The organism is Myxococcales bacterium (assembly GCA_022184915.1).
Classification (GTDB): Bacteria; Myxococcota_A; Polyangia; order Fen-1088; family Fen-1088; genus JAGTJU01.
The window spans coordinates 719,698-743,529 of record JAGTJU010000002.1; the positions used below are offsets into that span (position 1 = coordinate 719,698).

The 23,832-nt window shown below is 65.8% G+C and carries 17 protein-coding genes; 10 read left to right on the forward strand and 7 right to left on the reverse strand.

Going from position 1 to position 23,832, the window contains the following annotated elements; translation table 11 throughout:
- The first annotated feature begins 25 nt into the window (after positions 1–25).
- A complete protein-coding gene (locus tag KA712_10690; protein MCG5053415.1) occupies positions 26–1,351 on the forward strand; it encodes a DUF1552 domain-containing protein in 1,326 nt (441 codons plus the stop codon).
- 100 nt (positions 1,352–1,451) lie between these two features.
- Here KA712_10690 and KA712_10695 read toward each other — a convergent pair whose 3' ends face one another.
- Together KA712_10695 and KA712_10700 are read right to left on the reverse strand one after the other, a co-directional pair.
- Positions 1,452–1,952 (reverse strand): YchJ family protein, encoded by a 501-nt coding sequence (locus tag KA712_10695; GenBank protein ID MCG5053416.1) that lies wholly within the window; start codon positions 1,950–1,952, stop codon positions 1,452–1,454.
- 36 nt (positions 1,953–1,988) lie between these two features.
- Positions 1,989–3,461: a hypothetical protein gene (locus tag KA712_10700; GenBank protein MCG5053417.1), complete on the reverse strand. Its 1,473-nt coding sequence runs from the start codon at positions 3,459–3,461 to the stop codon at positions 1,989–1,991.
- A 224-nt stretch (positions 3,462–3,685) separates the two neighbouring features.
- Between KA712_10700 and KA712_10705 the strand changes: the two genes are divergently transcribed.
- The 4 genes from KA712_10705 (at position 3,686) to KA712_10720 (ending at position 9,855) form a co-directional block, all read left to right on the forward strand.
- A complete protein-coding gene (locus KA712_10705) occupies positions 3,686–5,266 on the forward strand; it encodes a DJ-1/PfpI family protein (protein ID MCG5053418.1) in 1,581 nt (526 codons plus the stop codon).
- 87 nt (positions 5,267–5,353) lie between these two features.
- Positions 5,354–7,831, forward strand: coding sequence for a protein kinase (locus tag KA712_10710; GenBank protein MCG5053419.1), 2,478 nt, complete (start codon positions 5,354–5,356; stop codon positions 7,829–7,831).
- Between the two features lie 3 nt (positions 7,832–7,834).
- The gene (locus tag KA712_10715; protein ID MCG5053420.1) at positions 7,835–8,536 is read left to right on the forward strand and encodes a hypothetical protein; all 702 of its coding nucleotides are present in this window, start codon (positions 7,835–7,837) and stop codon (positions 8,534–8,536) included.
- On the forward strand, positions 8,533–9,855 hold the full coding sequence (locus KA712_10720; protein ID MCG5053421.1) for a right-handed parallel beta-helix repeat-containing protein: 1,323 nt from the start codon (positions 8,533–8,535) through the stop codon (positions 9,853–9,855). The genes KA712_10715 and KA712_10720 overlap by 4 nt, the downstream gene beginning before the upstream one ends.
- A gap of 298 nt (positions 9,856–10,153) precedes the next feature.
- Here KA712_10720 and KA712_10725 read toward each other — a convergent pair whose 3' ends face one another.
- Both KA712_10725 and ilvC read right to left on the reverse strand, forming a co-directional pair.
- Positions 10,154–11,488 carry an ATP-binding cassette domain-containing protein gene (locus KA712_10725; protein ID MCG5053422.1) on the reverse strand — a complete coding sequence of 445 codons (1,335 nt, stop codon included), beginning with the start codon at positions 11,486–11,488 and terminating at the stop codon, positions 10,154–10,156.
- 19 nt (positions 11,489–11,507) lie between these two features.
- On the reverse strand, positions 11,508–12,992 hold the full coding sequence (ilvC, locus tag KA712_10730; protein ID MCG5053423.1) for a ketol-acid reductoisomerase: 1,485 nt from the start codon (positions 12,990–12,992) through the stop codon (positions 11,508–11,510).
- A 153-nt stretch (positions 12,993–13,145) separates the two neighbouring features.
- On the opposite strand from ilvC, the gene ilvY reads away from it, so the two are divergent.
- Positions 13,146–14,045 carry an HTH-type transcriptional activator IlvY gene (gene ilvY / locus KA712_10735; protein MCG5053424.1) on the forward strand — a complete coding sequence of 300 codons (900 nt, stop codon included), beginning with the start codon at positions 13,146–13,148 and terminating at the stop codon, positions 14,043–14,045.
- 67 nt (positions 14,046–14,112) lie between these two features.
- On the opposite strand, the gene KA712_10740 is transcribed toward ilvY, so the two are convergent.
- Complete coding sequence (locus tag KA712_10740) at positions 14,113–15,165, reverse strand: LacI family transcriptional regulator (protein MCG5053425.1); 1,053 nt, start codon at positions 15,163–15,165, stop codon at positions 14,113–14,115.
- Positions 15,166–15,276: 111 nt separating this feature from the next.
- Between KA712_10740 and KA712_10745 the strand changes: the two genes are divergently transcribed.
- Genes KA712_10745 through KA712_10760 form a run of 4 tightly spaced genes read left to right on the forward strand, consistent with a single transcriptional unit; the run spans position 15,277 to position 21,100 of the window.
- Entirely contained in the window at positions 15,277–16,962 is a 1,686-nt protein-coding gene (locus KA712_10745) for a ribulokinase (protein ID MCG5053426.1), read from the forward strand.
- A 46-nt stretch (positions 16,963–17,008) separates the two neighbouring features.
- Entirely contained in the window at positions 17,009–18,508 is a 1,500-nt protein-coding gene (gene araA, locus KA712_10750) for an L-arabinose isomerase (protein ID MCG5053427.1), read from the forward strand.
- A 39-nt stretch (positions 18,509–18,547) separates the two neighbouring features.
- Positions 18,548–19,255, forward strand: coding sequence for an L-ribulose-5-phosphate 4-epimerase AraD (araD, locus tag KA712_10755; protein ID MCG5053428.1), 708 nt, complete (start codon positions 18,548–18,550; stop codon positions 19,253–19,255).
- Positions 19,256–19,285: 30 nt separating this feature from the next.
- Positions 19,286–21,100, forward strand: a complete 1,815-nt coding sequence (locus KA712_10760) for a sodium:solute symporter (GenBank protein ID MCG5053429.1) — start codon at positions 19,286–19,288, stop codon at positions 21,098–21,100.
- 30 nt (positions 21,101–21,130) lie between these two features.
- Here KA712_10760 and KA712_10765 read toward each other — a convergent pair whose 3' ends face one another.
- On the reverse strand, positions 21,131–23,182 hold the full coding sequence (locus KA712_10765) for an AMP-binding protein (GenBank protein MCG5053430.1): 2,052 nt from the start codon (positions 23,180–23,182) through the stop codon (positions 21,131–21,133).
- A 61-nt stretch (positions 23,183–23,243) separates the two neighbouring features.
- The gene (locus KA712_10770; protein MCG5053431.1) at positions 23,244–23,825 is read right to left on the reverse strand and encodes a BON domain-containing protein; all 582 of its coding nucleotides are present in this window, start codon (positions 23,823–23,825) and stop codon (positions 23,244–23,246) included.
- Positions 23,826–23,832: the final 7 nt, after the last annotated feature.

Genomic DNA, 23,832 nt, shown 5'->3' on the forward strand with positions numbered 1-23,832 from the left:
TGGTCATGCCACGAGAGGATTTGTGATGAAGTTTTCGCGACGTAAATTGCTCAATCGTTTGGGGCTGACCGCCACGGCGCCGCTTTTGGCTGGTCTCGGGAACCGGATCATCGGCGAGGCCCTCGGGGCGCCCTCGAACGATCGCTGCGCCATCATCGTGGTTGTCGGCGAATGCTTCCCGCTGTCGCAACCCTACGGTCTCGTGCCTGCAGGCATCGAACCCGGTGGCAAAGATAAGTGGGACCCGAAAGACCAAGTCATCGACGCGCTGCCGAGTATGTTCGGAGGCCTTCAGCCGTTCGCGTCACGCACGGTCGTGGTGGATGGGTTGAGGATGAACGTCGGCACCGGCACGCTGCACGGCACCGGTTTCGGCTGCTTGACTGGGTTTCGTCCCGAGGGTCTCACGCCCGAAGGCGGTGGCACGCCGGTGAGCGTGAGCCTGGATCAGTTCGTGGCAGAGGAGATCGGCAAAGCGACCCCGCTCAAGTCGGTCCATTTTGGATTCGAGGGCGGGATGGCGGAGACCAGCGCTACGACGTTTTCGGCCGGATACCAACGTGCAATCCCCCACATCGGCTCGCCCCGGCTTCTGCACGGCAGGCTCTTCGCCGGAGCGGGGGGAGATGCTCAGACGCTCAAAGCTCAGGGGCCGCTGCTCGATTCCATGCGCACCCAGATCAAGTCGCTGCAAGCGGAGCTCGCCGGCTTCGAGAAACAGCGCCTCGACGTTTACCTGGCCGCGGTCGACGACTTCGATCGCCGGCAAGCGAGACTCCGTGAGCTGAGCTCACAATCCGGTTGTGAAGCTCCGTTGCCGGCCGAGGCTCTGGGCAACGCCGTCCAGCGGCTCGATGCCATGTTCGACATGGCGACGCTTGCCGTGAAGTGTGGGATCACGAATGTGGTTGGGGTGGCGGTGGGCTCCGGCTTTGGTCACGATGACCTGCAAGCCTTTGCCGGGGTCCTGGCCGATCCGACCTTTGGCGGGCATAGCAAGCCAGACGTGTATTTTCCCGGCATGAATGCCATCGTGTCTTACCTCAGCGGCAAGGTGGCCGGACTCATCCAGGGCGGCGGCCGGGCCGAGCGCACCACCGCGATGTTCGTGGCCGCAAGTGGATCGGCCGATGGGAATCACCATTCGAACGTCGAGCGGGTACCGGCGGTCGTATACGATGGCACGGGCACACTGAAGACGGGTTCGCGGTATCTCCGGTTCGCCAAGAACACCCGCTCCGTCGTCGATTTCTACAGCAGCGTGGCCCACGCGATGGGACGTCCCACAGCCGATTTCGGCAAGGGCAGCCTACACAAGGTCGAGGGGCCCATTGCGTCGCTGATGGCCTGACGGCCAGGGCGCGCGGGGTGGCCTTTGCTAGGGCCTTCGTGCATCAGCTTCACCCTCGTGTGACGGAGGCATCTGTGCGTAGGGAGCGAAGGCCTCTTGCTCACCCGCCGCAACAACGTTTGTACTTCTTGCCGCTGCCACAGGGACAAGGCGCGTTGCGCCCTGTGCGTGCAGTGAGGGACCCGGTCGCGGCTGTCTCCGGCTCTTCGTGGGTGTAGACCCAGCGCCCCTCGACACGGCGAAACAAAGATCGCTCACGCATCACCGATCGAGTGCCATCCAGATCGAAGGTGGCTCGAAAGACGACGACCCCTGTGTTGTCTTCGCGGCTCCCCCCTTCGGTGCTCAGCACCTCGAGCCCGTGCCAGCGGGTACGTGCCGCGAACTGGCTGATACCCCGGCGGTCGGGGTGCCGCCCGTCCGGCGGGTGATGGGTTGCCACGAGATAGTCCACGTTCTTTCGCGCGAAGGCGGTGTAGCGGGAGCGCATCAGCTCTTCGGCCGTGTCCGGGTGAGCTCCGCCGTCGACAAAGCGACCGCAACAGAGCTCGAACGATCGGCCGGTGCCGCAAGGGCAGCTGGGGGATTCTGCGAGGGTCAACGCTGTGTCTCGGGGAAACGCAGGGTACGCACGCCTTCAGCGCGTCTTCGGGGACGCTGCATGGGCGCGGTAGGCACCCAGGATGACCATCAGAACCAAGGCGAGGGCCATGGTGAACATCACAGGTCTCAGGGGATAACCAGACAGCCACTGGGACGGGTCTGACGACTCCCAGAACGCTCTCGGCAGCCACCTGTCGAGACCGCATTGCATGATGCCAATGCGCGCACCAACACTCGACACCGCAATCGAGGTGCCCAGGAGCAGGGTGCCGCATACCGAAAAGCTCACCCAGGTCCAGCGTGAGCCGTGCTGTAGGATCCTGAAAACCAGCCGTGACACGAAAGACAGCAGCAGCGGAAGCACCGGCAAGAGGTACCGTGGTCCGAATTGGCAATCGCCGATGGTGGAGATGTTCAAGAGGTAAAGCAGCTGGATCGCCACCATAGCGAAAAGCAAGCGAGCCGGCTTTCTGACGTCTGGCTCCGTGCGTGCGCGCACCAGCGCCTGCACGAGCGCGAAAACGCCGAGAAGAGTGACCGGCGCATAAAGCCACAAAGAGACTTGGCCCAGCCCCAAGTAGGACCAGAGGTTGGATGAAAAGCGATCAGAAAGAAGTGTGAAGGCTCCCTGGGCGGCGTTCCCGGCGCCGGTCTGGCTAAAGCCCCAGAAGGTGTCCTGATACCCTCCGGCGACGTTGGCCTGAAGAAACGGAGAGCCGAAGTAGTGCCAGTTGAAGACTGCCAAGGGGAGCCCTCCCAAGGCCGCCCCCCCCAAGACCGTTAACCAGTAGCGGTTATGAACCAGCGCAACGGCCAGGAGGGTGAGGGCCATCAAGCTCGGAAGCATCGAAAAAAACGGGATGGAGCCAATCGTGAGCCCAAATGCAAGCCACGTTCGTTTGTGTTGATCGCGACGCCCCACGAGATACTGGAAAAGCGCGAGTGTCAGCAGAGCCGTGGCGATCACGTCGTGGTGGGCAACGCCGGCATAAGCGAAAAGGTGTGTGCCAAATCCCAAGGAGATGGCGGCGAACAACGAAAACAGGGTTTTGAGCGCCACCTGGGACGAGTCACAAGGAAGCAAAAAGAGTTGGCTGATCAGAAAGACGAGGGCGACTGTGAGGGCTGCGAGGCTCGAACTCGAAAGCCAGGTCACCCACGCAGAGGTCACGACGTAGTCTCGCTCGTAATTCATGCCAAAAGCCCGGATCGCGAAGTAGGCGACGCCGCTCACCGTGAATTGTCCGGGCTGTTTTGCGGCGATAAGTCGTTCTCCCTTGCCGTCGCTGAGGGTAAACACGTCGCCTCGGGGCTGGAGCAACGGGTGACGGCTGTGTCCCAGCGTGTAGGTTCGGTGCTCGACCAGCGACTCGGCCCCCATCTGCTGCAGATTGAACGCTTCGAGATCTGCCGAGCGAATGAAGGCGCCATAGACCAACCACGAGGCCAAGAAGAGCAAGGTCGCAGGTTTTTTGTGCAGAGTCGTCAGGCCGCGTGGAAGACGCATGTGTCCCGGTCCTTCAATTTGCCTTTGCCGGAACCATGCTGCACTCCGGCTCGAGGGCAAGAGGCAGCAGTATACTGCGCGGCGCAAGAGGTCAAGGGGCTACGCGTCCGCACGCAGGACTCTGAAGCTGCCTCGATCCTCTCCTCCGGAAGTTGCATCGCATGCAATCATTCGTTTCAGACGTTTGCATGGCCGAGCCCATGGCCTTCGGGAAGAGTGGGGGCATGAGCAAGAATGCACCCAAAAAGAAGATCCTGATGATTGCCGCCAACCCGGCTGTGTCCCCTACCACGGGATGGCCCGTGGGCTTTTGGTGGGCTGAGCTGACGCACCCCTACTGGGCGTTCGTGGAAGCCGGCTGTGAGGTCGAGATCCGCAGCCCAAGCGGCGGCAGGCTCGAGGCCGATGGCTACTCCGACCCGGAGGATGAAAGCGGCTACTCGGCGCACGACGTGCTCTCGCTCGGCTTCAAGACGTCCAAGGTACATCGTGCGTTGCTTCACGAGACGAAGAGCATCAAGGACGTCGACGTGACGGGTTACGACGCCGTGCTGGTGACAGGCGGACAATCTCCCATGGTGACGTTCAGAGGCAATACCGAGCTTGCGCAGCTTGTCGCGCGATTCTACGAGGCGGGCAAGGTGACCGCGCTCGTCTGCCACGGCACATGCCTACTTCTCGAGACCAGGCTTTCCACTGGTGAACTTCTGGTGAAGGGAAAAACCTGGACGGGCTTCGCCAACAGCGAAGAGGCGTTTGCGGACGCCATCGTGGGACAGCGGATTCAACCGTTTTGGATCGAGGACGAGGCACGGGCGCTTCCGGGTACACGGTTCGAGGTGGCGCCGCCCTTCGCCCCCTTTGCGATTCGGGACGGACATCTCATCACCGATCAGCAACAGAACTCAGGGCGCGTGGTGGCCGAGCTCGTGCTGGAAGCGCTTGCCGGCGAGTCCGCGGGTGAGCGGCCGGTGACCAAGGGAAGCGGGATCCGCATCGCCCGCTACGTGCACCCCTACTTCAACGCCAACGCGTGGCTGGTGATGAACGATACCCACGCCGTGCTCATCGACACGGCAAGCAACGGCAACGACGACGGCGCGAAGCTGGCGTCGTTCGTGGCAAGCTTTGGGCGGCAGCTGCAGGCGGTGATGCTCTCGCACGGTCATCCCGATGTGTTTCTTGGCATCAAGGCGCTGCGTGAGCGCTTTCCTGAAGCCCCGCTCTTGGTGGCCAGGCCCGAGATCGTGGACGACATCGTGGGTATGGCCAAGACGATGGAGCAGTACGGATTGCTCACCTCGCCCGATCTCTCGGCTGACCGTTTCGACTATCGCGCGGCGGTCAAGGTCATGCCGGCGGACGGGCTCGTGCTTGCGGGCACGCCCTCGGTGAGCTTTCGGACGTGGGTGACCCCTGCGCCGTCGGAGTTCACCCGTCTCACCTGCGTGTGGATGCCGGAGCTCGATACGCTCTTCGCCTCGGACCTCGCCTACAACCACGTGCATGCGTGGGCGGGTATGGGCGTGGATCGCGCGGCTCTCGACGCGTGGCTCGGGTTCCTGGACGGTGTCATCACCGCGCATCCGGGCGCGGCCGTCCAGGTTTTGACCGGTCACGGGCCCACGGCCGATGGCAACGTGCTCTTGGCTCAGCGGGCGTACCTCGGCGATCTTGTGAAGGCGCTCGATGCGGGCCTGCGCGGTGAGGCCCTGGAGGAGGCGCTCAAAAAGCGCTATCCCGGGCACCGCGGAGCGGAGTTCCAGCTGCACATGACCGCGACGAACCCGGCGTTCGGCGGATAGGTCGAGCGAGCGGGGCGGACGAAACACGCGGGGGTTCGGCAAGACGGCGACTTCGCCCCTGTTTTCCATTAACCTCGGGGCCCGAACATGGCCTCGCAACCCCAGCCCCGCCGAACTGCCCCCTTGCGCGCCGGGTTTCCGCGTGCGCTCGGCGCGCAGTACACGCTGGTGGGGGAGCTGGCACAGGGGGGCATGGCCGAGGTGTTCCTGGCCTTGGCCGGCGGCATCGGTGCCCGGCGGGTCTGCGCGATCAAAACCGTGCGGTATCTGCCGGGTGACCGAGACGCCGAACTGCTTTCGAAGCGGTTCCTCGAGGAAGCAGGGGCGGTCATGCGTCTTGCGCACGAGAATCTCGTGTACGTCTTCGACGCGGGGCTGGTGGAGCGGCAGCTCTATCTCGCCATGGAGTTTCTCGAGGGCAAGAGCGTGGCCGACGTGCTGGCCCGTTCCCAGGGCGCGGAACAAGCGCTCCCTCCCGAGCTTGCGTTGCACGTCGCCATGCAGACGCTGCAGGGCCTGGCCCATGCGCACCAGCACGGGCTCGTTCATCGGGACGTGACGCCCTCGAACATCATGGTCACCAGCGCAGGAGCGGTGAAGCTCCTCGATTTTGGCCTCGCCCGCCAGGTCGATGACACGCGACAGACGGGGCTTTCCCTGAAGCTGGGCAAACCTGGCTATGTGGCTCCCGAACATCTTTACGGCGCACCCACGGATCACCGGGCCGATCTCTTTTCGGTGGCCGTGGTCCTATGGGAGCTGTTGGCGGGGCGACGTTTGTTCGATGAGGGGCGACCTCGGTCGTGGGCCTTCGTGTCTCCGTCCCTTTATGGTGGCCCGGCGGAGCTCGACGAGTCCTTGAGGATCGCCTTGTCCGAGGATCCCCTGGACAGGTTCAGCTCTGCCGACGAGTTTGCGCAAGAGCTCTCGCGCTTTGTCGCTCCCGCCGATCACCGCAAAGCCCTCACGGCGTGGCTCGGTGTCGCTTTCGGCGCGCAGATCGCATTGGATCGCCGTCAACGCGAGGCCCTGGTGGACGCGGCCCGTTTCGCCACGCCCGAGGATACGGTCGACGTCAACGCGGCAGGCCCGATGAACCGGCCCGCTGACTACGTGGGGACGTTGCTCGGTGGCCGCTATCGCGTGCAGAGGCTCCTGGCAACGGGTTCGATGGGCGCGGTCTACGAGGGTGAGCATGAGGGCATCGGGCGCAAGGTGGCGGTGAAGATTCCGTTCTTGCAGGGCAGTCCCGAGCTGAAGGCGCGCTTCGTCCGCGAGGCTCGTGCCACCAACAAAATCGATGATCCTCACGTCGTGCAGATCACCGACGCCGGCGAGACACCGCAGGGTGATGCGTTCGTCGTGATGGACCTCCTCGAAGGCAGAACGCTCGAGGCCCTCAACGCCGAAAAGGGCTGCTGGTCCCCCGAAGAGGCCGTGGCGATCGCGGTCCAGATCGCACGGGGTCTCGAGGCCGCACACGAAGCTGGCATCGTGCATCGCGATCTCAAGCCCTCGAACGTCATGGTCCTGGAAGGCCGCCAGGGCACGTTGGTCAAGATCCTGGACTTCGGGGTGGCGAAGCTCATGCAGCCCGAAGCCAATCTCCCTATCGACGGCCTGACCCGGCCGGAGACCGCGCTCGGAACCCCAAGCTACATGGCCCCCGAACAGGTCGTGGAGGGCCGGGCGGTGGATCCGCGCGCGGACATTTACGCCGCGGCCGTGATCCTGTACGAAATGCTCGAGGGGCGTTTGCCGCACGAGGCCTCCGATACGCCCACTCTGTGCTGGGCCAAAGCGCATACGCCGCCCGCAGCTCTGGTTGCGCCGGGCGCATCGCCGGTCTTGCGAAGTTTGGTGATGGAGGCGCTGGCGATCGACCCCCGCGCACGGCCAAGCTCTTCGTCCGCGTGGCGGTCGCGCCTCGAGGCCCTTCGGCCCGAAAGAAGGCGAACCAGCAGCACCCTGCCCGTGGCGGCGGCGCAAGAGCCAAGGCGAAAACGTACCGTGGTGCTGATCCTCGTTCTGGCGGGGCTCGCCGCGATGGGGCTTTGGTGGGCACGGGGCGGCGCGGGCGCACATCGTCCGCAGCCGCGCGCGACGGTCTTGCCCCCGGCTGCGCCCGCTCCCGTGCCTCCCGAGGTTCTGGCCGTTCCGCCGGCCGCCCCCGTCGCGGGCCCTGCCGCCATCAATGCCGAGGTGGCGGCCCCGTCCCGCCCGAGCCCCGGACCTACGCCCGTGCCTGCGCCCGAAAAGCCTCCGGCCGTGCGCGAAGCCCCGGACGTGCAGGCCACGGTGACCTCACCGCACGAGGCCCCGAAAGCCGACGCGCCCCTCCTGGACGCGGCGGAGCGGGCCTTGCTGGTGGGTGATTACATTCAGGCGAACCGGTGGGCTCTCGAGGCGGTGGCGGCGGGCAAGAGCGCGCAGGCCTATGGTTTGTTGGCGCGGGTGCACCTGGCGCAAGAAGAAGCGCAGGCCGCGCGTGCCGTGGTAGAGGAGGGGCTCAGCCGCTACCCTTCGGACCGGTTGCTCTTGAAACTGTCGGAAAGGTTGAAATAGCACGTGAAGGCGAAGCGTCTCGGTATCCTGATCCTGATCGCGTCTCCCTTCGCGGCCCCGTGGCCGTGTCGGGCGGACGCTCCCGTGGCGACCTTTTCGGTGTTGCCGTCGCCCGAGGTGGCGGTGGCGGATCACAGACTCGACGTCGTGGGCATCGTCACGGCGGCGCTGGAGGCTTCCGGGTGCCGGGCCAGCGGGGTGGCCGCGGTTGGCGAGGCCTTCGTCATGAGGGCGGAGGCTGCCGTGACGAACGACGTGCCTGCGATCTGTGCGATCAGGATGCGGGTGATGGACGCCGCCGGCGCTGTCACGTACGCGGTTCCTCGTACCGTGGAAGACGCCATCTGCTCGCTCCCCTGGTTGCAGGGGGAGCTCGAGCGCCACACCAAGATCGCGTGCGAGCTGGCCACCGCGGTGGTGACGAAGAAGGCGCTGTCGGTTCCCCCACCGCCGGCCGCACCCGCGGCCTCGCTGTCTGTGTCTGCCGACGCCAAGCCTCCCTCGCGGGGCAAGCTCTACACGGGTGCGGCGCTGCTCGGCGGGGGTGTGCTCGTGGGCGCGCTGGGGGCAAGTCTATGGGCGATTGATGGCGAGAGCCTGGGACCCAATCGGCAAGCCGATACCTCGGGAGGCGCTCTCCTCACCGTGGCGGGTGTGGCGGCCATCGCGGGCGGAGCGTACCTGCTATGGGAGGCACTGAAATGACTTGCACACGCGTCTTGGGGCTGACGATGGTGGCCTGCGTGTGGCTCGCTTCGAGCTGCGAGACACAGACCGTTTGTGACCTCGGGGGGCCCCTGTGCACCGAGAAGGTCGTGCCGCCCGTCGTGGCAGATGGCGCGGTGGATGCCAGCGAGCCCGATGCTTTCCCCAGCGAGGCGGGCATCGACGCCGAGGAGCCCGTCGACACGCGCCCGGGCTGCACACCGAGCATGGAATGCGCGGACCCAGACCGGCCCGTTTGCAACCAAGGTATGTGCACGAAGTGTAAATCGAATGCGGCGTGCAAAGAGCGGGGTGATGCGCAACCGCTCTGTGACGAGATGACGGGCCGGTGTGTGGCGTGCCTCGGCCACGGGAGCTGCCCGGAGGAGGCCCCGGCATGCGTGCAGGGCGCGTGTGTGGCCTGCACCAGCCCAGGAGCGGACGCCAATGTCTGCTCCGGCCGCAATGGGCAAAAGCCAGTCTGCGGCGATCAAGGACGCTGTGTCGAATGTGTGGCCAACGGGGATTGCAAGGCGAGCAACAAGCCCATCTGCGAGGCCAGTTCGTGCCGGCCGTGTCGCACCGACCCCGAATGCCCCGTAGAGCCGGGGGTGTGCATGTCTCACGAAGACGGGCGTTGTGCCAGCCCGGCCGAGTCCGTCTACGTCGAAAACGTTGCGGCCAAGTGTATGAATGCGGCCCAAGCGGGGACGCTCGCAACGCCGTACTGTGGGCTTCAGGAAGGCCTCACGGCGGCGGCGGGGGCCGGCAAGGCCTTGGTGGTCCTCCGCGGGCCCAAGGCCGTTTTTGGCGCTGTCTACGCCGGGCCCGCAAAGCTATCGCTGGTGGGGCAGGGGGGGGCCTTGGTGGCACCTGGGGCCGCCACGGGACTCACGGTCAGCGGTGGACAGCTCTACGTTCGCGGCGTGACGGTCAAGGGTGGTACAGAGGCGGGGGTGTCCGTCACGGGAGCGAACACGAGGCTGTCACTCGAGCAAAGTGCGATCGTGGACAACGCCGGGGGGGGGATTTTGGTGGAGAACGCCCAGCTGGTACTGAAGAACAGCGTGGTGGCACGCAATGGACCGGGGTTTTCGGGGGCGGCCGCTTGGGGCGGCATGCTGCTGACTCAGCCGGCGGCGGGCTCGCGCATCGAGCGTTCAACCGTTCTCGAGAACAAGGCGCCCGGGATTCTGTGTTCGACCCGCATCGAAGGCATCGATGTCTTCGTGAGCGGGAACAGCACGATCGGAATCTCTCCGGTCTGTGGTTTCGACTCGTGTTCCGCTCCGGGGCCGATGTGTGGCTCCAGCCTGTGATTTCCGAATCTGCCGCCTAGGAAGTTCACCTCGGCGTGACGTTGAAGATCCGCTGCCAGAGGCTGCGGCGCAGCGTTGCCCTGTGGATCGCGGGTTGCTTCAGCGTACGAATGACGTCTGTTCCAGCGCTTTTGGGATCGCGATCGCCCCAAAGCCCTAGCCACGTCGCCGGTCGACGGGGGGATCTTCTCGAGGTGCGAGCGAAAGCGCGGGCCTTGTCGGACACGGGGCCTGGCACCGGGGACCTCGACGGAGATGTCGACCTCCCGTTCCGTCTTCGGCACCGGGTATAGCCGCTTCACCGCGCGCGCAGCGCCAGGACCGCGCCACCCACCCGCTTGTGCCAGAAGAGGCGTTCATCGTCGCGATGGGTGACCATGAGGACGGTGCTCTTGGCTTGGGTGCCGAGCGACGCGATCAGCTCCAGCGCGCGCTCGCGGGCGGCGGGGTCAAGGCCCGCCGTGGGCTCATCCATGACCACCAGCGGAGGCACCTTGATGACCGCGCGGCCAATCAGCACCAGCCGCTGCTGCCCGAAGGACAACGCGCGAAAGGCCGCCGTGGGCGCAAGCCCCAGCCCAAGCCACTCGAGCCACGCGTGGGCGCGGGCGCGATGGCTGGGTTCAGCCTGACAGTAAAGGCCGATGCTGTCGTGGAGGCCGCTCATCAGCACCTCTTCCACGCTGCCGCCCACGCGGTAATCGCGGTGCAGGCGCGCCGAAACCATACCCACGTTCTTTTTGAGATCCCAGACCGTCTCACCACTGCCGCGCCGCCGGCCAAAGAGAGTGAGATCGTTGCTGTAGCCCTGAGGGTGATCTCCCGTGATGAGCTCGAGCAAGGTGGACTTGCCAGAGCCGTTCGGGCCTTCAATCAAGGTGTGCTGGCCCTGCGCCACGCTGAAGTCGAGGCCCTCGAAGATGACGTCATCGCCGTATTGCACGCGTCCGCGCACAAGGCGCACCAGCGGCACGTCGGGCGGCAACGGCGGGTAAAAGCTGCCGAGCTCGACGGGCGGTGGTGCGTGCACTGATCGCAGCGGCGCGGCCTGTGCCAGAAACGCGGCCGCCGTGCCGCGAAAGGTGATCTCCCGATGCGCCAGTACGATCACCTCACGCACCGCTTCGGCGGGGAAAGGCGGCTCACCGGCGCGGAAGGTGGCCACCACCAACACGTGGTGGCGGGCCGCCACCTGCACGATGGCGCGCGCCAGCTCCTGGCGAGACGCCACGTCGAGCCCCTCGAAGGGCTCATCGAGCACCATGAGCGGCGGCGCGTGCAGCACGGCCTGCAGAAGCAGCACCTTGCGCGCCTCGCCCGTGGAAAGCGCGGTATAGCCGCGATCCCACAGCGGACCCAGGCGAAACGCCTCGCAGAGCGGGTGGGCGCGCCCCGCGTCGCCGAGCAGCTCGGACACCTTGCTGCTGGTGTCCACACCCTGCTGGAAGTTGCTCTCGGAGGCAGCCAGCTGGGCCTCGTAGAAGGCCTGCTGGCTCTCCGCCGAAAGCAACTCCGCGCCCAACACTTCGGCGGCCAGGGCGCGGGCAGCGTAGGACTTGCCCGCGCCGTTGGCGCCGGTGAGGAGGGTGAGGCCCGGTTCGGACCACGAAAGCGTGAGCGACGCAACGGTCATGGCCGCTCGCAACGAAGGCTCAGCCGCCGACCGCGATCTGCTTCATGGCCGTCATGTAGCCACGCAGCGTTTTGCCGATCGTCTCCACAGGGTGGTTCTCGATGGCCTGGTTGATGGTGAGCAGACGGCGGTTGTCCACCTGCTGGCTGCCGGGCGCAAAGGGCTTGCCGATGACATCGGTCGACTGTCTGGCCATGAACTCCTTGAGCAGAGGCACGGCGGCGTGGCTGAACAGGTAACAGCCATACTCGGCCGTGTCGCTGATGACCTTGTTCATCTCGTAGAGCTTCTTGCGCGCGATCAGGTTGGCGATGAGGGGCGTCTCGTGAAGCGACTCGTAGTAAGCCGACTCGGGCTTCATGCCCACGGCCACCATGCACTCGAAGGCCAGCTCCACGCCGGCCTTGATCATGGCCACCATCAGCACGGCGTTGTCGAAGTACTCTTGCTCGCTGATCTTCGTGGCACCTGCGGCCGTTTGCTCGAACGCGGTGTCGTTCGTGGCCGCGCGCCAGCCCAGCAGGTTTGCGTCGCCGTTGTCCCAGTCGCGCATCATGGTCTCGCTGAACACGCCCGTGATGATGTCGTCCTGGTGCTTTTGGAAGAGCGGACGCATCAGGGTGCGCAGCTCCTCGGCCAGCTCGAACGCCTTCACCTTCGCCGGATTGCTCAGGCGATCCATCATCAACGTGATGCCGCCCTGCTTGAGCGCCTCGGTGACGGTCTCCCAGCCGTACTGCACGAGCTTGCTGGCGTAGCCAGGCTCGATGCCCTGGGCCACCATGCGGTCGAAGCACAAAATGGAGCCTGTTTGCAGCATGCCGCAGAGGATGGTCTGCTCGCCCATGAGGTCGCTCTTGACCTCGGCCACGAAGCTCGACTCGAGCACACCGGCACGGTCGCCGCCCGTGGCTGCTGCGTAGGCCTTGGCGATCTCCAGCCCGTCGCCGTTCGGATCGTTTTCCTTGTGCACCGCGATCAGCGTGGGCACGCCGAAGCCGCGCTTGTACTCCTCGCGCACCTCGGTGCCGGGGCACTTGGGCGCCACCATGACCACGGTGAGGTCTTTACGAATCTGCTGCCCCTCTTCCACGATGTTGAACCCGTGGCTGTAGGCGAGGCAGGCGCCCTTTTTCATGAGGGGCATGACCTTGGACACCACGTCGGCGTGTTGCTTGTCGGGCGCCAGGTTGCACACCAGATCGGCGGTGGGGATGAGCTGCTCGTAGGTGCCCACCTTGAAGCCATTGTTGGTGGCGTTCTGGTAGCTCACGCGCTTTTGTTCGATGGCGTCCGCGCGCAGGGCGTAGGTCACGTCCAGCCCCGAATCGCGCATGTTGAGGCCCTGGTTCAACCCCTGGGCGCCGCAGCCGACGATCACCACCTTCTTGCCGCGGAGCTTTTCCACGCCATTGAATTCGCTGCGGTCCATGAACCGGCATCGGCCCAGCTGGTCGAGCTTGCCGGCCATCGTGAGGGTATTGAAATAGTTCTGACGGGACATGAGGGCTCCTCGCGTGCCTTCGCCTCGGGCGAAGCGGGTGGTGAAAACGGCGCCCCACGGGCGCTCGCCCCCACGGTATAGATCGCCGGCCGCGGGCCTCCAAGGTTGCAAGTGCACCTATTATCGGTAGTCTCTATTGCGTAAACCGCAATTATGTCTGCGCTCTCTACTCAAGAACTCAATGCTTTCCTGCGGTTGGCAGACAGTCTTCACTTCGCCCGCGCCGCTGATGCGCTGCATATGAGCCCGTCCGCGCTCACCCGATGCATCCAGCGCATCGAGAGCGAGCTCGGGCAGACGCTGCTCCACCGCACGAAGCGCACCGTCACATTGACCCGTGCGGGCGAGATCTTCCGCGTCCATGCGCGCGCGCAGCTGGCGGCTCATGCGCGCTTGATGGAAGAGCTGGCGGCCGAGAGCCGTGCGCCCACCGGTGAGCTGCGTATGGCCTGTACGGTGACGGCGTGCCACTCGGTGCTTCCGAAGCTGCTCGCACGTTGCCGCGCCCGGTACCCCGGCATTCACCTGCAGCTCAGCACTTCAGATGCCTCGCGCTGTTTGCAGCGGCTCGAAAATGACGAAGTGGACGTGGCCGTCGTGCCCGAGCCCGACCGTCCCGCCGACGAGCTCCGCTTCGTGCGGCTCGCGTTCACGGAGCTTTCCTTCATCGCCCCCGCCGCCGACAAAGACCTGGCCCGGCGCGCGCGGCAAGGCGGCAGCGCCTGGGACGGTCTGCCGGTGATCCTGCCCCGGCGGGGGCTCGAGCGCGAGCGCCTGGACGCGTGGCTCGCGGCCCAGGGCGCGCGTCCCGATGTCTACGCCGAAGTGGAAGGCAACGAGGCCATCTTGGCCATGGTGGCGTTGGGATGCGGCGTGGGTGTGGTCCCCGAGCTCGTGCGCAAGGATAGCCCCCTGCGCGGGCGCATCGAGCTCGTGGAGGTGAAGCAGCCGCCCGCTGGTTACCACGTCTCGTTGTGCGCCAAGGGGCGTACGCTTGCCCGCCGCACGGCGGCCGCGCTGTGGGAGCTTGCCCCGGCCACATCGTCGTTGTGAGGCGGGGGACTCGCTGCCCTGCGGTCGGGTCGAGGAAGGTGTGGCCAAGGGGCAGGCCCGCAGCCCCTCAGCGGCGGCCTGGTGCGGTGGGGCCGGGCTGCCAGGTCGGGCCGATGAGGGTCGACCGCGGGTAGGTTGGCAGGGCAGGTTCCCCGCTGTGGATCATGGACACCACCATGTCCAGGGCCGCTTCGCCGGCCATGTCGTTGTGTTGGTTCATGCCTGCCCAGTCGGGATGGCTGGGTCGTCGCTCGAGCTGCACGAGGGCAATGTCGTGCGGGACCACGAGGCCCCTCTCTGCCACCCACCGACCCACCTCGTGATACAGCGTGAAGAGACAATCGGGCCTGTAGCGTTTCATCCAGGCGAAAAAGGCGGAGCGATCCGCGCGCGCGGCCGCCACCTCGAAGAAGGGCGGGATTCTGCGTGTCTTCGGAAGTTTTTTCTGTCCCTGGCGGAACCCCGCGCTGAAGCGTCCCTCCACCAAGTCGTCGATCACCTGGTCCAGCACCAACGCCGGTCGGCGGTAGCCGAGCGCAAGCGCTTCATCCATCGCGCGCACGGACAGAATGTAGTGATCGACGCTGGCGAAGGGCAGCACGGGTGAGATCGTGCGCACGCCCGTGACGACCGAGGGGAACCGTTCAAGGACCGGCGTGAACGCCGCGGGAATGCGGTTGTCGCCCATGATGCCCACCAGGATGAGTCCCTGAACGCCGCGGGACGCGAGCATGGAACACCAACGATCCGAGCCAAGGTTGGGTTCATGCAGCCAGAACCTGTCGAGGCCGTAGCCCAGAGTCCGCGCGCGCCGTTCGATGCCCTCGACATACCGCGGGATGGTGGGATGGGTGGTGAAGGCATCTTTTTGACGGTGGCCGTTGACGAGGCCAATCAGCAAACGGCAGCGGTTCTTGGGGCCCGCCCGCATGCGTGCCATCAGGGCTCCCACCACGGGGTTGCGGGCATACCCCAGGCGTGTGGCCGCGGCCTTCACCCGGGCCCGGGTGGGGGCGCTGATTTGCGGATCGTTGCGCAAGGCCAGCGAGACGGCCGTGCGAGACAGCCCCGTCGCTGACGCGACATCGCGAAGACTGACAGGACGCTGGGGGGCACTCATGGAACGGCGTGGTGCGCCGCCCATAGCCTGACAGAACCTCTTCTTCGCTGCACTTAACTGTTAAGTGTTTCCAGCCTTTTGTGAGCGTCGCGCTCTCCCTATCTTCGGGGGGTGTCTTCCTTCGCTCTCGGACTCGACTTCGGAACGGGTGCCGCACGGGCTGTCATTGCGCGCGTGGCCGACGGCGAAGTGGTCGGCATGGGGAGCCTGGCGTATCCCTCCGGCGAGGGGGGCGTGCTGCTGGACGCTCGCAACGTGCTCTTGGCCCGTCAGAACCCTGCTGACTACTTGATCGCGCTCACTGCGGCGGTGCGCGGGGCTATCAATCAAGCCCGTGAGAGCGCGCGCGACTTCGATCCGGCGGCCATCGTGGGCGTGGGTGTGGACACCACGGGCTCCTCGCCTCTGCCGGTGGATGCAAAGAACCGGGCCCTTGGCACCCAGGCGGGCTTCGAGAAGGACCTCGACGCGCAGTGCTGGCTGTGGAAGGACCATACGTCCATCGAAGAGGCCGAAGCGCTGACCGCCAGGGCCCGCGCCCTCCGTCCCGATTACCTGGCGTGGGTGGGCGATACCTATTCGTCCGAGTGGTGGTGGGCCAAGATCTGGCATTGCCTTGCAACGAACCGCAAGGTGTTTGGGGCGGCGAAGAGTTGGGTGGAGCTTGCGGACTGGATCCCCTCCCAGCTCTGTGGCATCGAGGACCCCCACCAGATCCGCCGCGGCTTGTGCCCCGCAGGTCACAAGGCCCTGTTTTCGCGACGCTGGGGGGGCTTGCCCGACGCCGCGTTTCTCGAGGTGCTCGACCCTGCCTTGGCGCAGCTTCGGCCCCGCCTGTTCGACGACGCGGTGGATGTGCACGTCGCGGCGGGCGCGCTCTCGGCTGCCTGGGCTGAACGCCTGGGCTTGCGCCCCGGCATCCCCGTGGGCGTTGGCATCTTCGACGTCCACGCCGGCGCCCTTGGGTGCGGCGTCCGGCCGGGGGTGCTCGTCAAGGCCATCGGCACCTCGACCTGCGACTGCACGGTGATGCCCCTTGCGGCCATGCGCGCGATCCCCGGGGTCTGCGGGGTGGCCGATTCATCCATCCTGCCGGGCATGGCGGGCATCGAAGCGGGGCAATCTGCGGTGGGCGATCTCTTCGGTTGGTGGGTCGACACCGTGCTTGGTGAAGCCGGGCATGGTGCCTTGACCCGCGACGCAGCGGCCTCGGGGCCGGGCGCCTCCGGGCTTTTGGCCCTCGATTGGAACAACGGGAACCGAACGGTGCTCGTGGATACGCGGCTGACAGGTCTGCTCGTGGGGCAGACGTTGCAAACGACGAAGGCCGAGATCTATCGCGCGCTCATTGAATCCTCGGCGTTCGGCGCTCGGACCATTCTCGAACGTCTGACGGCCTACGGCGTGCCTGTGGAGACCATCGTCTGCTGCGGAGGCATCGCGCAGAAAAATGCATTGCTGATGCAGATCTATGCGGACGTTACCGGACGGCCGCACGCGGTGGCGGGTGTGGATGAGGCCTGTGCTTTCGGTGCCGCCCTCATTGGGGCCACCCTGGCGGAGCCAGCGGCCACGCGGGACATCACGCGCACGCAAGCCGCGATGGTCCCCGCTGTCAAACAGGTCTACGAGCCCCGTGCGGATGCGTCCCAGATCTATGAGAGTCTGTTTGGGCTCTACACGGACCTTCACGACGGTTTTGGGCGCGCGAACCACGCCAAGCCCCTTGCGCACGTCATGAAAGACTTGATGGCGCTCCGCGACCGCGTGCGCCACGTCGCAAAGAGTGACGTCTGATGCCGCCTTCGAAGATGACCGCACACCGCAGACAGGAGATCACGGGATGACGCGCACGACGGAACGATCGGAAGTTTGGCTTCTGACAGGAACGCAGCACCTTTACGGCGAGGCCATCTTCGCCACGGTGGACGCTCATGCAAAGGCCATAGCGCAACGCTTGACGGATGATCCTCTCAGCACCATGACCGTGGTGGCCAAGCCCTGCCTGAAAACGGCCGAGGAGATTCTGGCCGCGTGCCGCGCTGCCAGCACCGATCCCCTCTGCAAGGGCGTGATCTGCTGGATGCACACGTTCTCTCCCGCGAAGATGTGGATCGCAGGGCTCAAGGCGCTGTCCGTGCCCCTGTGCCATCTGCACACGCAGGCCCACCAGGCCATTCCGTGGGACTCCATCGACATGGATTTCATGAACCTCAACCAGGCGGCCCACGGGGATCGGGAATTCGGGTTCATGTGCACGCGGCTCGGGCTCGAGCGCAAGGTCGTGGTGGGCCACGTGGAGGCGCCCGCGACGAGGCAAGCCGTGGCGGCCTGGATGCGCGCCGTCGGAGCCTGGGACGCCATGAAGTCGCTGAAGCTCTGTCGCTTTGGCGACAACATGCGCAGCGTGGCGGTCACCGACGGCGACAAGGTCGAAGCCCAGATGCACCTGGGCTTGACGGTCGACGGCTACGGCGTGGGCGATCTGGTGAGGGTTATCGAGGGTGTCTCGGATGCCGAGGCCGAGGCCCTGGTGCGGCTTTACGAAGACCAATACGATCTGGCGCCCGAACTGCGGAAGGGGGGCGGGAAAGCACAGAACCTTCTCGACGCTGCCCGCATCGAGCTTGGCCTGCGCGCCTTCCTCGACGACGGTGGCTACAAAGCGTTCACGACCACGTTCGAGGACCTGCACGGGCTCAAACAACTTCCGGGTCTCGCCGTGCAACGTCTCATGCACGATGGCTATGGGTTCGGGGCCGAGGGCGATTGGAAGACGTCTGCGTTGGTTCGTACGCTCAAGGTGTTGGGGCAGGGCGAGCCGGGCGGCACGTCCTTCATGGAGGACTACACCTATCACATGACCGCCGACGACACGCGGGTGCTCGGGGCGCATATGCTGGAGGTCTGCCCCTCTCTTTCCCGGGCTCGTCCGCGGTGTGAAGCGCACCCGCTCGGCATCGGCGGCAAGGCCGATCCCGTGCGGCTGGTCTTCGACGGAGATGAAGGGCCCGCCTGGACGGTGTCGCTGGTCGACCTCGGCCACCGCTTCCGCATGGTGGCCGCCGCCGTCGACTGCGTGGCACCTTTGCAGGCCATGCCGCGGCTTCCCGTGGGACGCGTGTGCTGGAAGCCGAGACCTTCACTCGAGCTTTCGGCGGCTGCGTGGATCTACGCGGGGGCAGGCCATCACAGCGTTCTGACGCGAACCGTGACGGCCGAACGCCTCGCAGACTGGGCGTCCATGGCCAACGTGGAGCTGGTCACGATCGACGAGTCCACCAATGTCTCGACGCTGCGTCAGATGCTGAAACTGAGCGACGCTGCTTACCGGGCCTCGTGAAGCGACGGGCGCCACCTTCCACCTCGAAATGCCACTGCCATGTCTGATAAAACTTTTGAAGAGCTGCGGACGGATGCGCTGCACGCCAACCTGGCGCTCAACGCGACCGGTCTCGTGGATCTGACCTTCGGCAACGTCAGCGTCTTCGACCCCGAAGCGGGCGTGTTCGCCATCAAGCCAAGCGGTGTTCCTTACGAGGCCCTGAGCCCCGCTTCGATGGTGGTCATCGCCATGGACGGCACACGGGTGTGGGGTGCGCTGCGTCCGTCATCGGACACGCCAACGCACCGTAGGCTCTACGAAGCGTTCGCCGGGAACGGCGTGCGCAGTGTCATCCATACCCATTCGAGGAATGCCGTGGCCTTTGCCCAGGCAGGGCGCGAGATTCCCTGCCTCGGCACGACCCACAGCGACTACTTTCACGGCGCGGTCCCCCTCACACGCGCCTTGACGGCGGCCGAGGTGCAAGGCGACTACGAGTGGGCCACGGGCGACGTCATCGTCGAGCGCTTGCGGGGCGTGGATCCCCTCTCGTTTCCGGCGGCGCTGGTGCGGCACCACGGGCCCTTTGTCTGGGGTCCGAGCTCTATCAAGGCCGTGGATACGGCAAGAGCTCTCGAAGTCATCGCCGACATGGCGTGGCGGTCGCTGTTGCTAAACCCCGCTGCTCCTCCGACGCCGGAGGTGCTCCTGGATAAACATTTCCTTCGAAAGCATGGACGTGGCGCCTATTACGGACAATCCTGAGAGCCTGGGCGCGTCGTGGTAGGGCCGGCCGTGCAAGTCTCGCAAGTGTCATTGGCATCGATAGAGGGCGTGCTGGCAGCGTTCGCCCCTCGCGGGGTGACCTCCCTTGCGGCTGCGTCGCGGTCCCTGTCCCTGTCGCTTGATGGGGCGGCACCGCGGGGAGCCGCACCCCTGGCAACACTGGACTTTGCGCTCATCGGCGCCTACTTCCTGGTCATCGTGGCCATCGTCCTATGGTCGTCCCGCCGGGTGAACGACACGGCGGACTACTTCCTGGCGGGGCGCCACATCGGCTGGTTCGTCGTGGGGGCTTCGCTCTTTGCTTCCAACGTGGGCTCGGAACACATCGTGGGCCTCGCCGGCAATGGCGCCACGTCGGGCCTGGCCATGGCGCACTGGGAGCTGCACGCCTGGGTCATGATCGTGTTGGCCTGGGTTTTTGTACCGTTTTACTACCGGTCCGGCGTCTTCACGATGCCCGAGTTTCTCGAGCGCCGGTTCAACGCCAGGGTGCGCTGGGTCTTGTCGATCGTGTCGCTCGTGGCCTACGTGTTCACCAAGGTGGCGGTCACCGTCTACGCAGGAGCGCTCGTGTTTCGTTCGCTTCTGCCCGATACCTTCGGCAGCCCGGACAATGCCTTTTGGGTGGGGGCCATCGCCACGGTCGTTTTGACGGGTGTTTACACTGTCTTTGGTGGTCTTCGTGCCGTGGTCTACACGGAGGTGGCGCAGACCTTCTTGTTGTTGCTGGGCTCCGCCGTCATCACATCTTTCGGGCTCGAGGCCCTGGGAGGGTGGGGCGAACTCAAAACTCTGGCGCGGAACAACGCCGCCGATTTTGCGCTGTGGAGGCCTCTTTCGGATCCCCAGTTCCCGTGGCTGGGTGTGCTCATTGCCTCTCCGGTCATCGGCATTTGGTATTGGTGCACGGACCAGTACATCATTCAACGCACGCTGGCGGCCAAAGACCTTACGAACGCGCGGCGCGGTGCCATCTTCGGTGGCTTTTTGAAACTGTGGCCGGTCTTCATCTTCCTCGTCCCGGGCCTGATTGGATGGGCCTTGCATCGAAAGGGCCTGATGGTCATCCCGAACCGACCGGGCGGGGGCGGTCTGGACGGCGACATGGTCTTCCCGACGCTGGTCACCACGCTTTTGCCCACCGGGCTGCGGGGCCTGGTGGTGGCGGGCCTCGTGTCCGCGCTGATGTCGTCACTGGCGTCGCTGTTCAACTCCTGCGCGACGCTGTTTACGGTCGACATTTACGAAAAGCTGCGCCCCAAAAGCAGCGAACGCAAGCGGGTCCAGGTGGGCCGCATCGCAACGGTGGTCGTCGTGACCTTCGGGCTGGTCTGGATCCCCGTGATGCACAAAATGGCCGGCGGCGGCCTATATCAGTACCTGCAGGGTGTGCAGGCGTATCTGGCGCCGCCCATCGCCACGGTGTTTTTGCTCGGGCTGTTTTTCCCCCGGGTCAACACCCGCGGGGCTTTTTGGGGGTTGGTCCTTGGGTTTTGTGTGGGCATGGGCAAGTTGACCCTGGAAGCCATCCACAGCACCAGCCCGTTCGCGCAGGGTTCGTGGTGGGCGTTCGCAGCGACCTTTAGCTTCCTTTATTTTTCGGGCGTTCTTCTGGTGTTGAGCGCGGCGATCGTCATCGGTCTTTCCTTGACGGCGCCGGCCCAGCCACTCGAGGCCATTACCGGGCTGACCTTCGGATCCCGCACCGCCGCTGACCGGGCTGCGGTGCGGGCCAGTTGGTCGGCGGCCGACCTCGTGGGGACCGCCGTGGTCCTGGGCTTGGTGGTCGCGATGTACCTCTATTTTTCGTTTTGGCTTGGCTGAGCGCAGGCCCGCAGCGGCAGAGTGCAGCATTTACCCCCGGGGCGTCGAGGCGTATCGGGCCCGCAGCTCCCGGCGCATGATCTTGTTCGAGGCGGTCACGGGCAGCGCTTCGACGAGCACGAGCTCCGCGATCCGAAACAGAGGGTTCAGCTCGGCCTTGAGCGCGTCTTGCAGTTTGGGCTTCAGCAGCTCGGGGCTCTGCTCCGGCGCGGCCACGGCGTAGATCACGAGCAGGCTTGGCCCGCCGCCCGCAGGAGATACGGCCACGGCGGCTGTGCGGCCCACGCCAGGCACCCCGTCGAGCACACGCTCGATCTCTGCCGAGCTCACCTTGATGCCGCCCAGGTTCATGGTGTCGTCCACGCGGCCGTGGGCGCGATAAGCACCACCCGGCAGGGCTTCGAGCTGATCGCCGTGCCGCCGCAGGGGCTCGCCCCCCGGTCCGCGCGGCGTGCCCGCGAAGTAGATCTCGTGGTGGTCGCGGTTGAGCAAACGATCGGAAGCGCCCAGGAGCGGGGGCACGAGGTACACCTCGCCGTTCGTCGTTTCGCGCTCCTCTTCGTCGAGCAGAACGAAGCGCGTGCCCAGGGCGGGCATGGTGAAAGTCGCAGGGGCCGCTGGCAGGGCGACCGTGCCCGTGATGTACCCGCCGCCGATCTCGGTGCCGCCGCAGTACTCGATGACGGGGCGATAGTGCGCCAGCATCATGAGGTAAAGATAGTCTTCGGGGTTCGAGGCTTCTCCCGTGCTGCCGAAACACCGCAACGCGGACCAGTCGAAGCCGATCATGCGATCGTCTGCGCGCCAGGCCTTCACGATCGAGGGGACCAGGCCCAAAACGTTGACCCTGGCGTCCTGCACGAAGCGGCCGAAGTCCCGCCCCGTGGGCGCGTCGGCATAAAGCGCCATCGTGGCGCGGTTGAGGAGCGTGGCGAAGATGAGCCAGGGGCCCATCATCCACCCGAGATTCGTGGGCCAGGCCACCACGGAGCCGGGCCTGACGTCGAGGTGATACGCGGCGTCGGCCGCCGCTTTGAGGGGCGTGACGTGGGTCCAGGGGATGGCCTTGGGCTCGCCCGTGGTGCCCGAGGAAAACAGGATGTTGAGGGGCGCCGCCGCGGCCGCCGGTTCCACGACGAGCTTCGTGGGGGCGGGCGCCAGAGCAAGGAATGCGTCCCAGGTCATATCGTCTGGCCGAAGCGTCAGGCCTTGGGCTGCCAACACCACGGTGGGCGGTGGGTTGGCGTGCGTGACCTTTTCGTAAAGCGCCAACGGCTTGCCGGCGCGAAGCACATGTCCCACGGTGAACAGCGCCTTTGCCTCGGCGATCCGAAGCCGGGTGGCGACCTCGCCAGGCGCCATCGAATCTGCGATCGATACGACGGCCATACCCGCCGACACGATGCCGAGGTAAATGCCGACGCTCTCGACGTTCATGGGCATGTCGATCGCGATGGCGTCGCCCGGGCGGAAGCCCCACGCCCGCAATGCCTGCGCCACCTGCGCCGTGAGCGCTTCGAGCGCGCCGTAGCTCAGCACCGTTTCCGGTTCGCCCGGAGCGCCGGCGACGATCGCGGGCGTTTCGGGCGGGGCCTGGAAGCAACTGGCCACGATGTTCAAGGTGGCTTCGGGCAGCCAGCGCGCCGCCTCGGGGTTTTGCCCGGGCGCCAACACCGGTCCTCGTCGCACGAAGACGATACCCAGGCGATCGATGACCTCGTTCCAAAAAGCCGCGGGCTCCGCGATCGACCATCGCCACAGCGCGAGTACATCGGAAAAACCGTGGGCCTTCATCAGGGCGGCGATGGGGGCCGCGGTGAGAGCGTCGTCGTCGGGCAGCCAGGCCGGTGCGGGACCGTCCTCCTCGGCCCGGTCTGCGTAGACCCAGGCGAAAAGTTGCCTGTGCACGGCGAAGGGCACCTCGGGGGTCAACTTCTCGCGGATCAGCTCCTGCCAGCACCCCGCGGCGCCCCGCTCTGCGCGGCACGCGATGAGCGCGGGGACCCACGCAGCTGCGATGTCGGGCGCGAGCCCGCAGGCCACCAAGTCTGCTTCACGAAGCTCGTGCACACGCGGGGACATTCCCTTCGAGTTTACGCCGATCCCGCACGCCTTCGCCACGCGCGGGATCGGAGCTCACCCGTCAGCGGGACGTCTTGACGCGGATGACGTTGTTCACCTTGCGAACACCCTCGACGCTGCGGGCCACATCACCCGCCCGCTGCTTGATGTCCTCACTCGGCGCCGTCCCCGTGAGCGTCACCACGCCGTCGTTCTCGGTATCCACGCTGATGTCGGAGCCCTCGAGTCTGTCGTCGCCGATGAGCGACGCCTTCAACTTGGTCGTGATCCAGGCGTCGCTCGCCTCGGCCGTGAGGCCCGAGTCCTGCTTGGCCTCCCGGGCTTCCTGCTTGGCTTCACGGGCCTCCTCGCGGCCTTCCCGCTTGGCCTCGCGGGCCTCCTTTTGGGCCTCTCGCTTGGCCTCGCGGGCCTCTTGCTTTGTCTCCCGCGCGCCCTGTTTCATGTCCTGGCCTGCTTGCCGTGTCCCCTGCTCGATCTCTTGGCCGGCTTGTCGGCCCTCTTGCCGAGCTTCCCGGCCCGCGCGCTCCATGTCGCGTTCGGCGCCTTCGAGAGGGCTCTGCGCGGCCACCGGGCCTGCCACCACCAGGAGCCCCAACGCCGAGGTGGCGGTCAGAGCTTTGCACCATGTCCAGCCTGTTCGCATGCTTCAT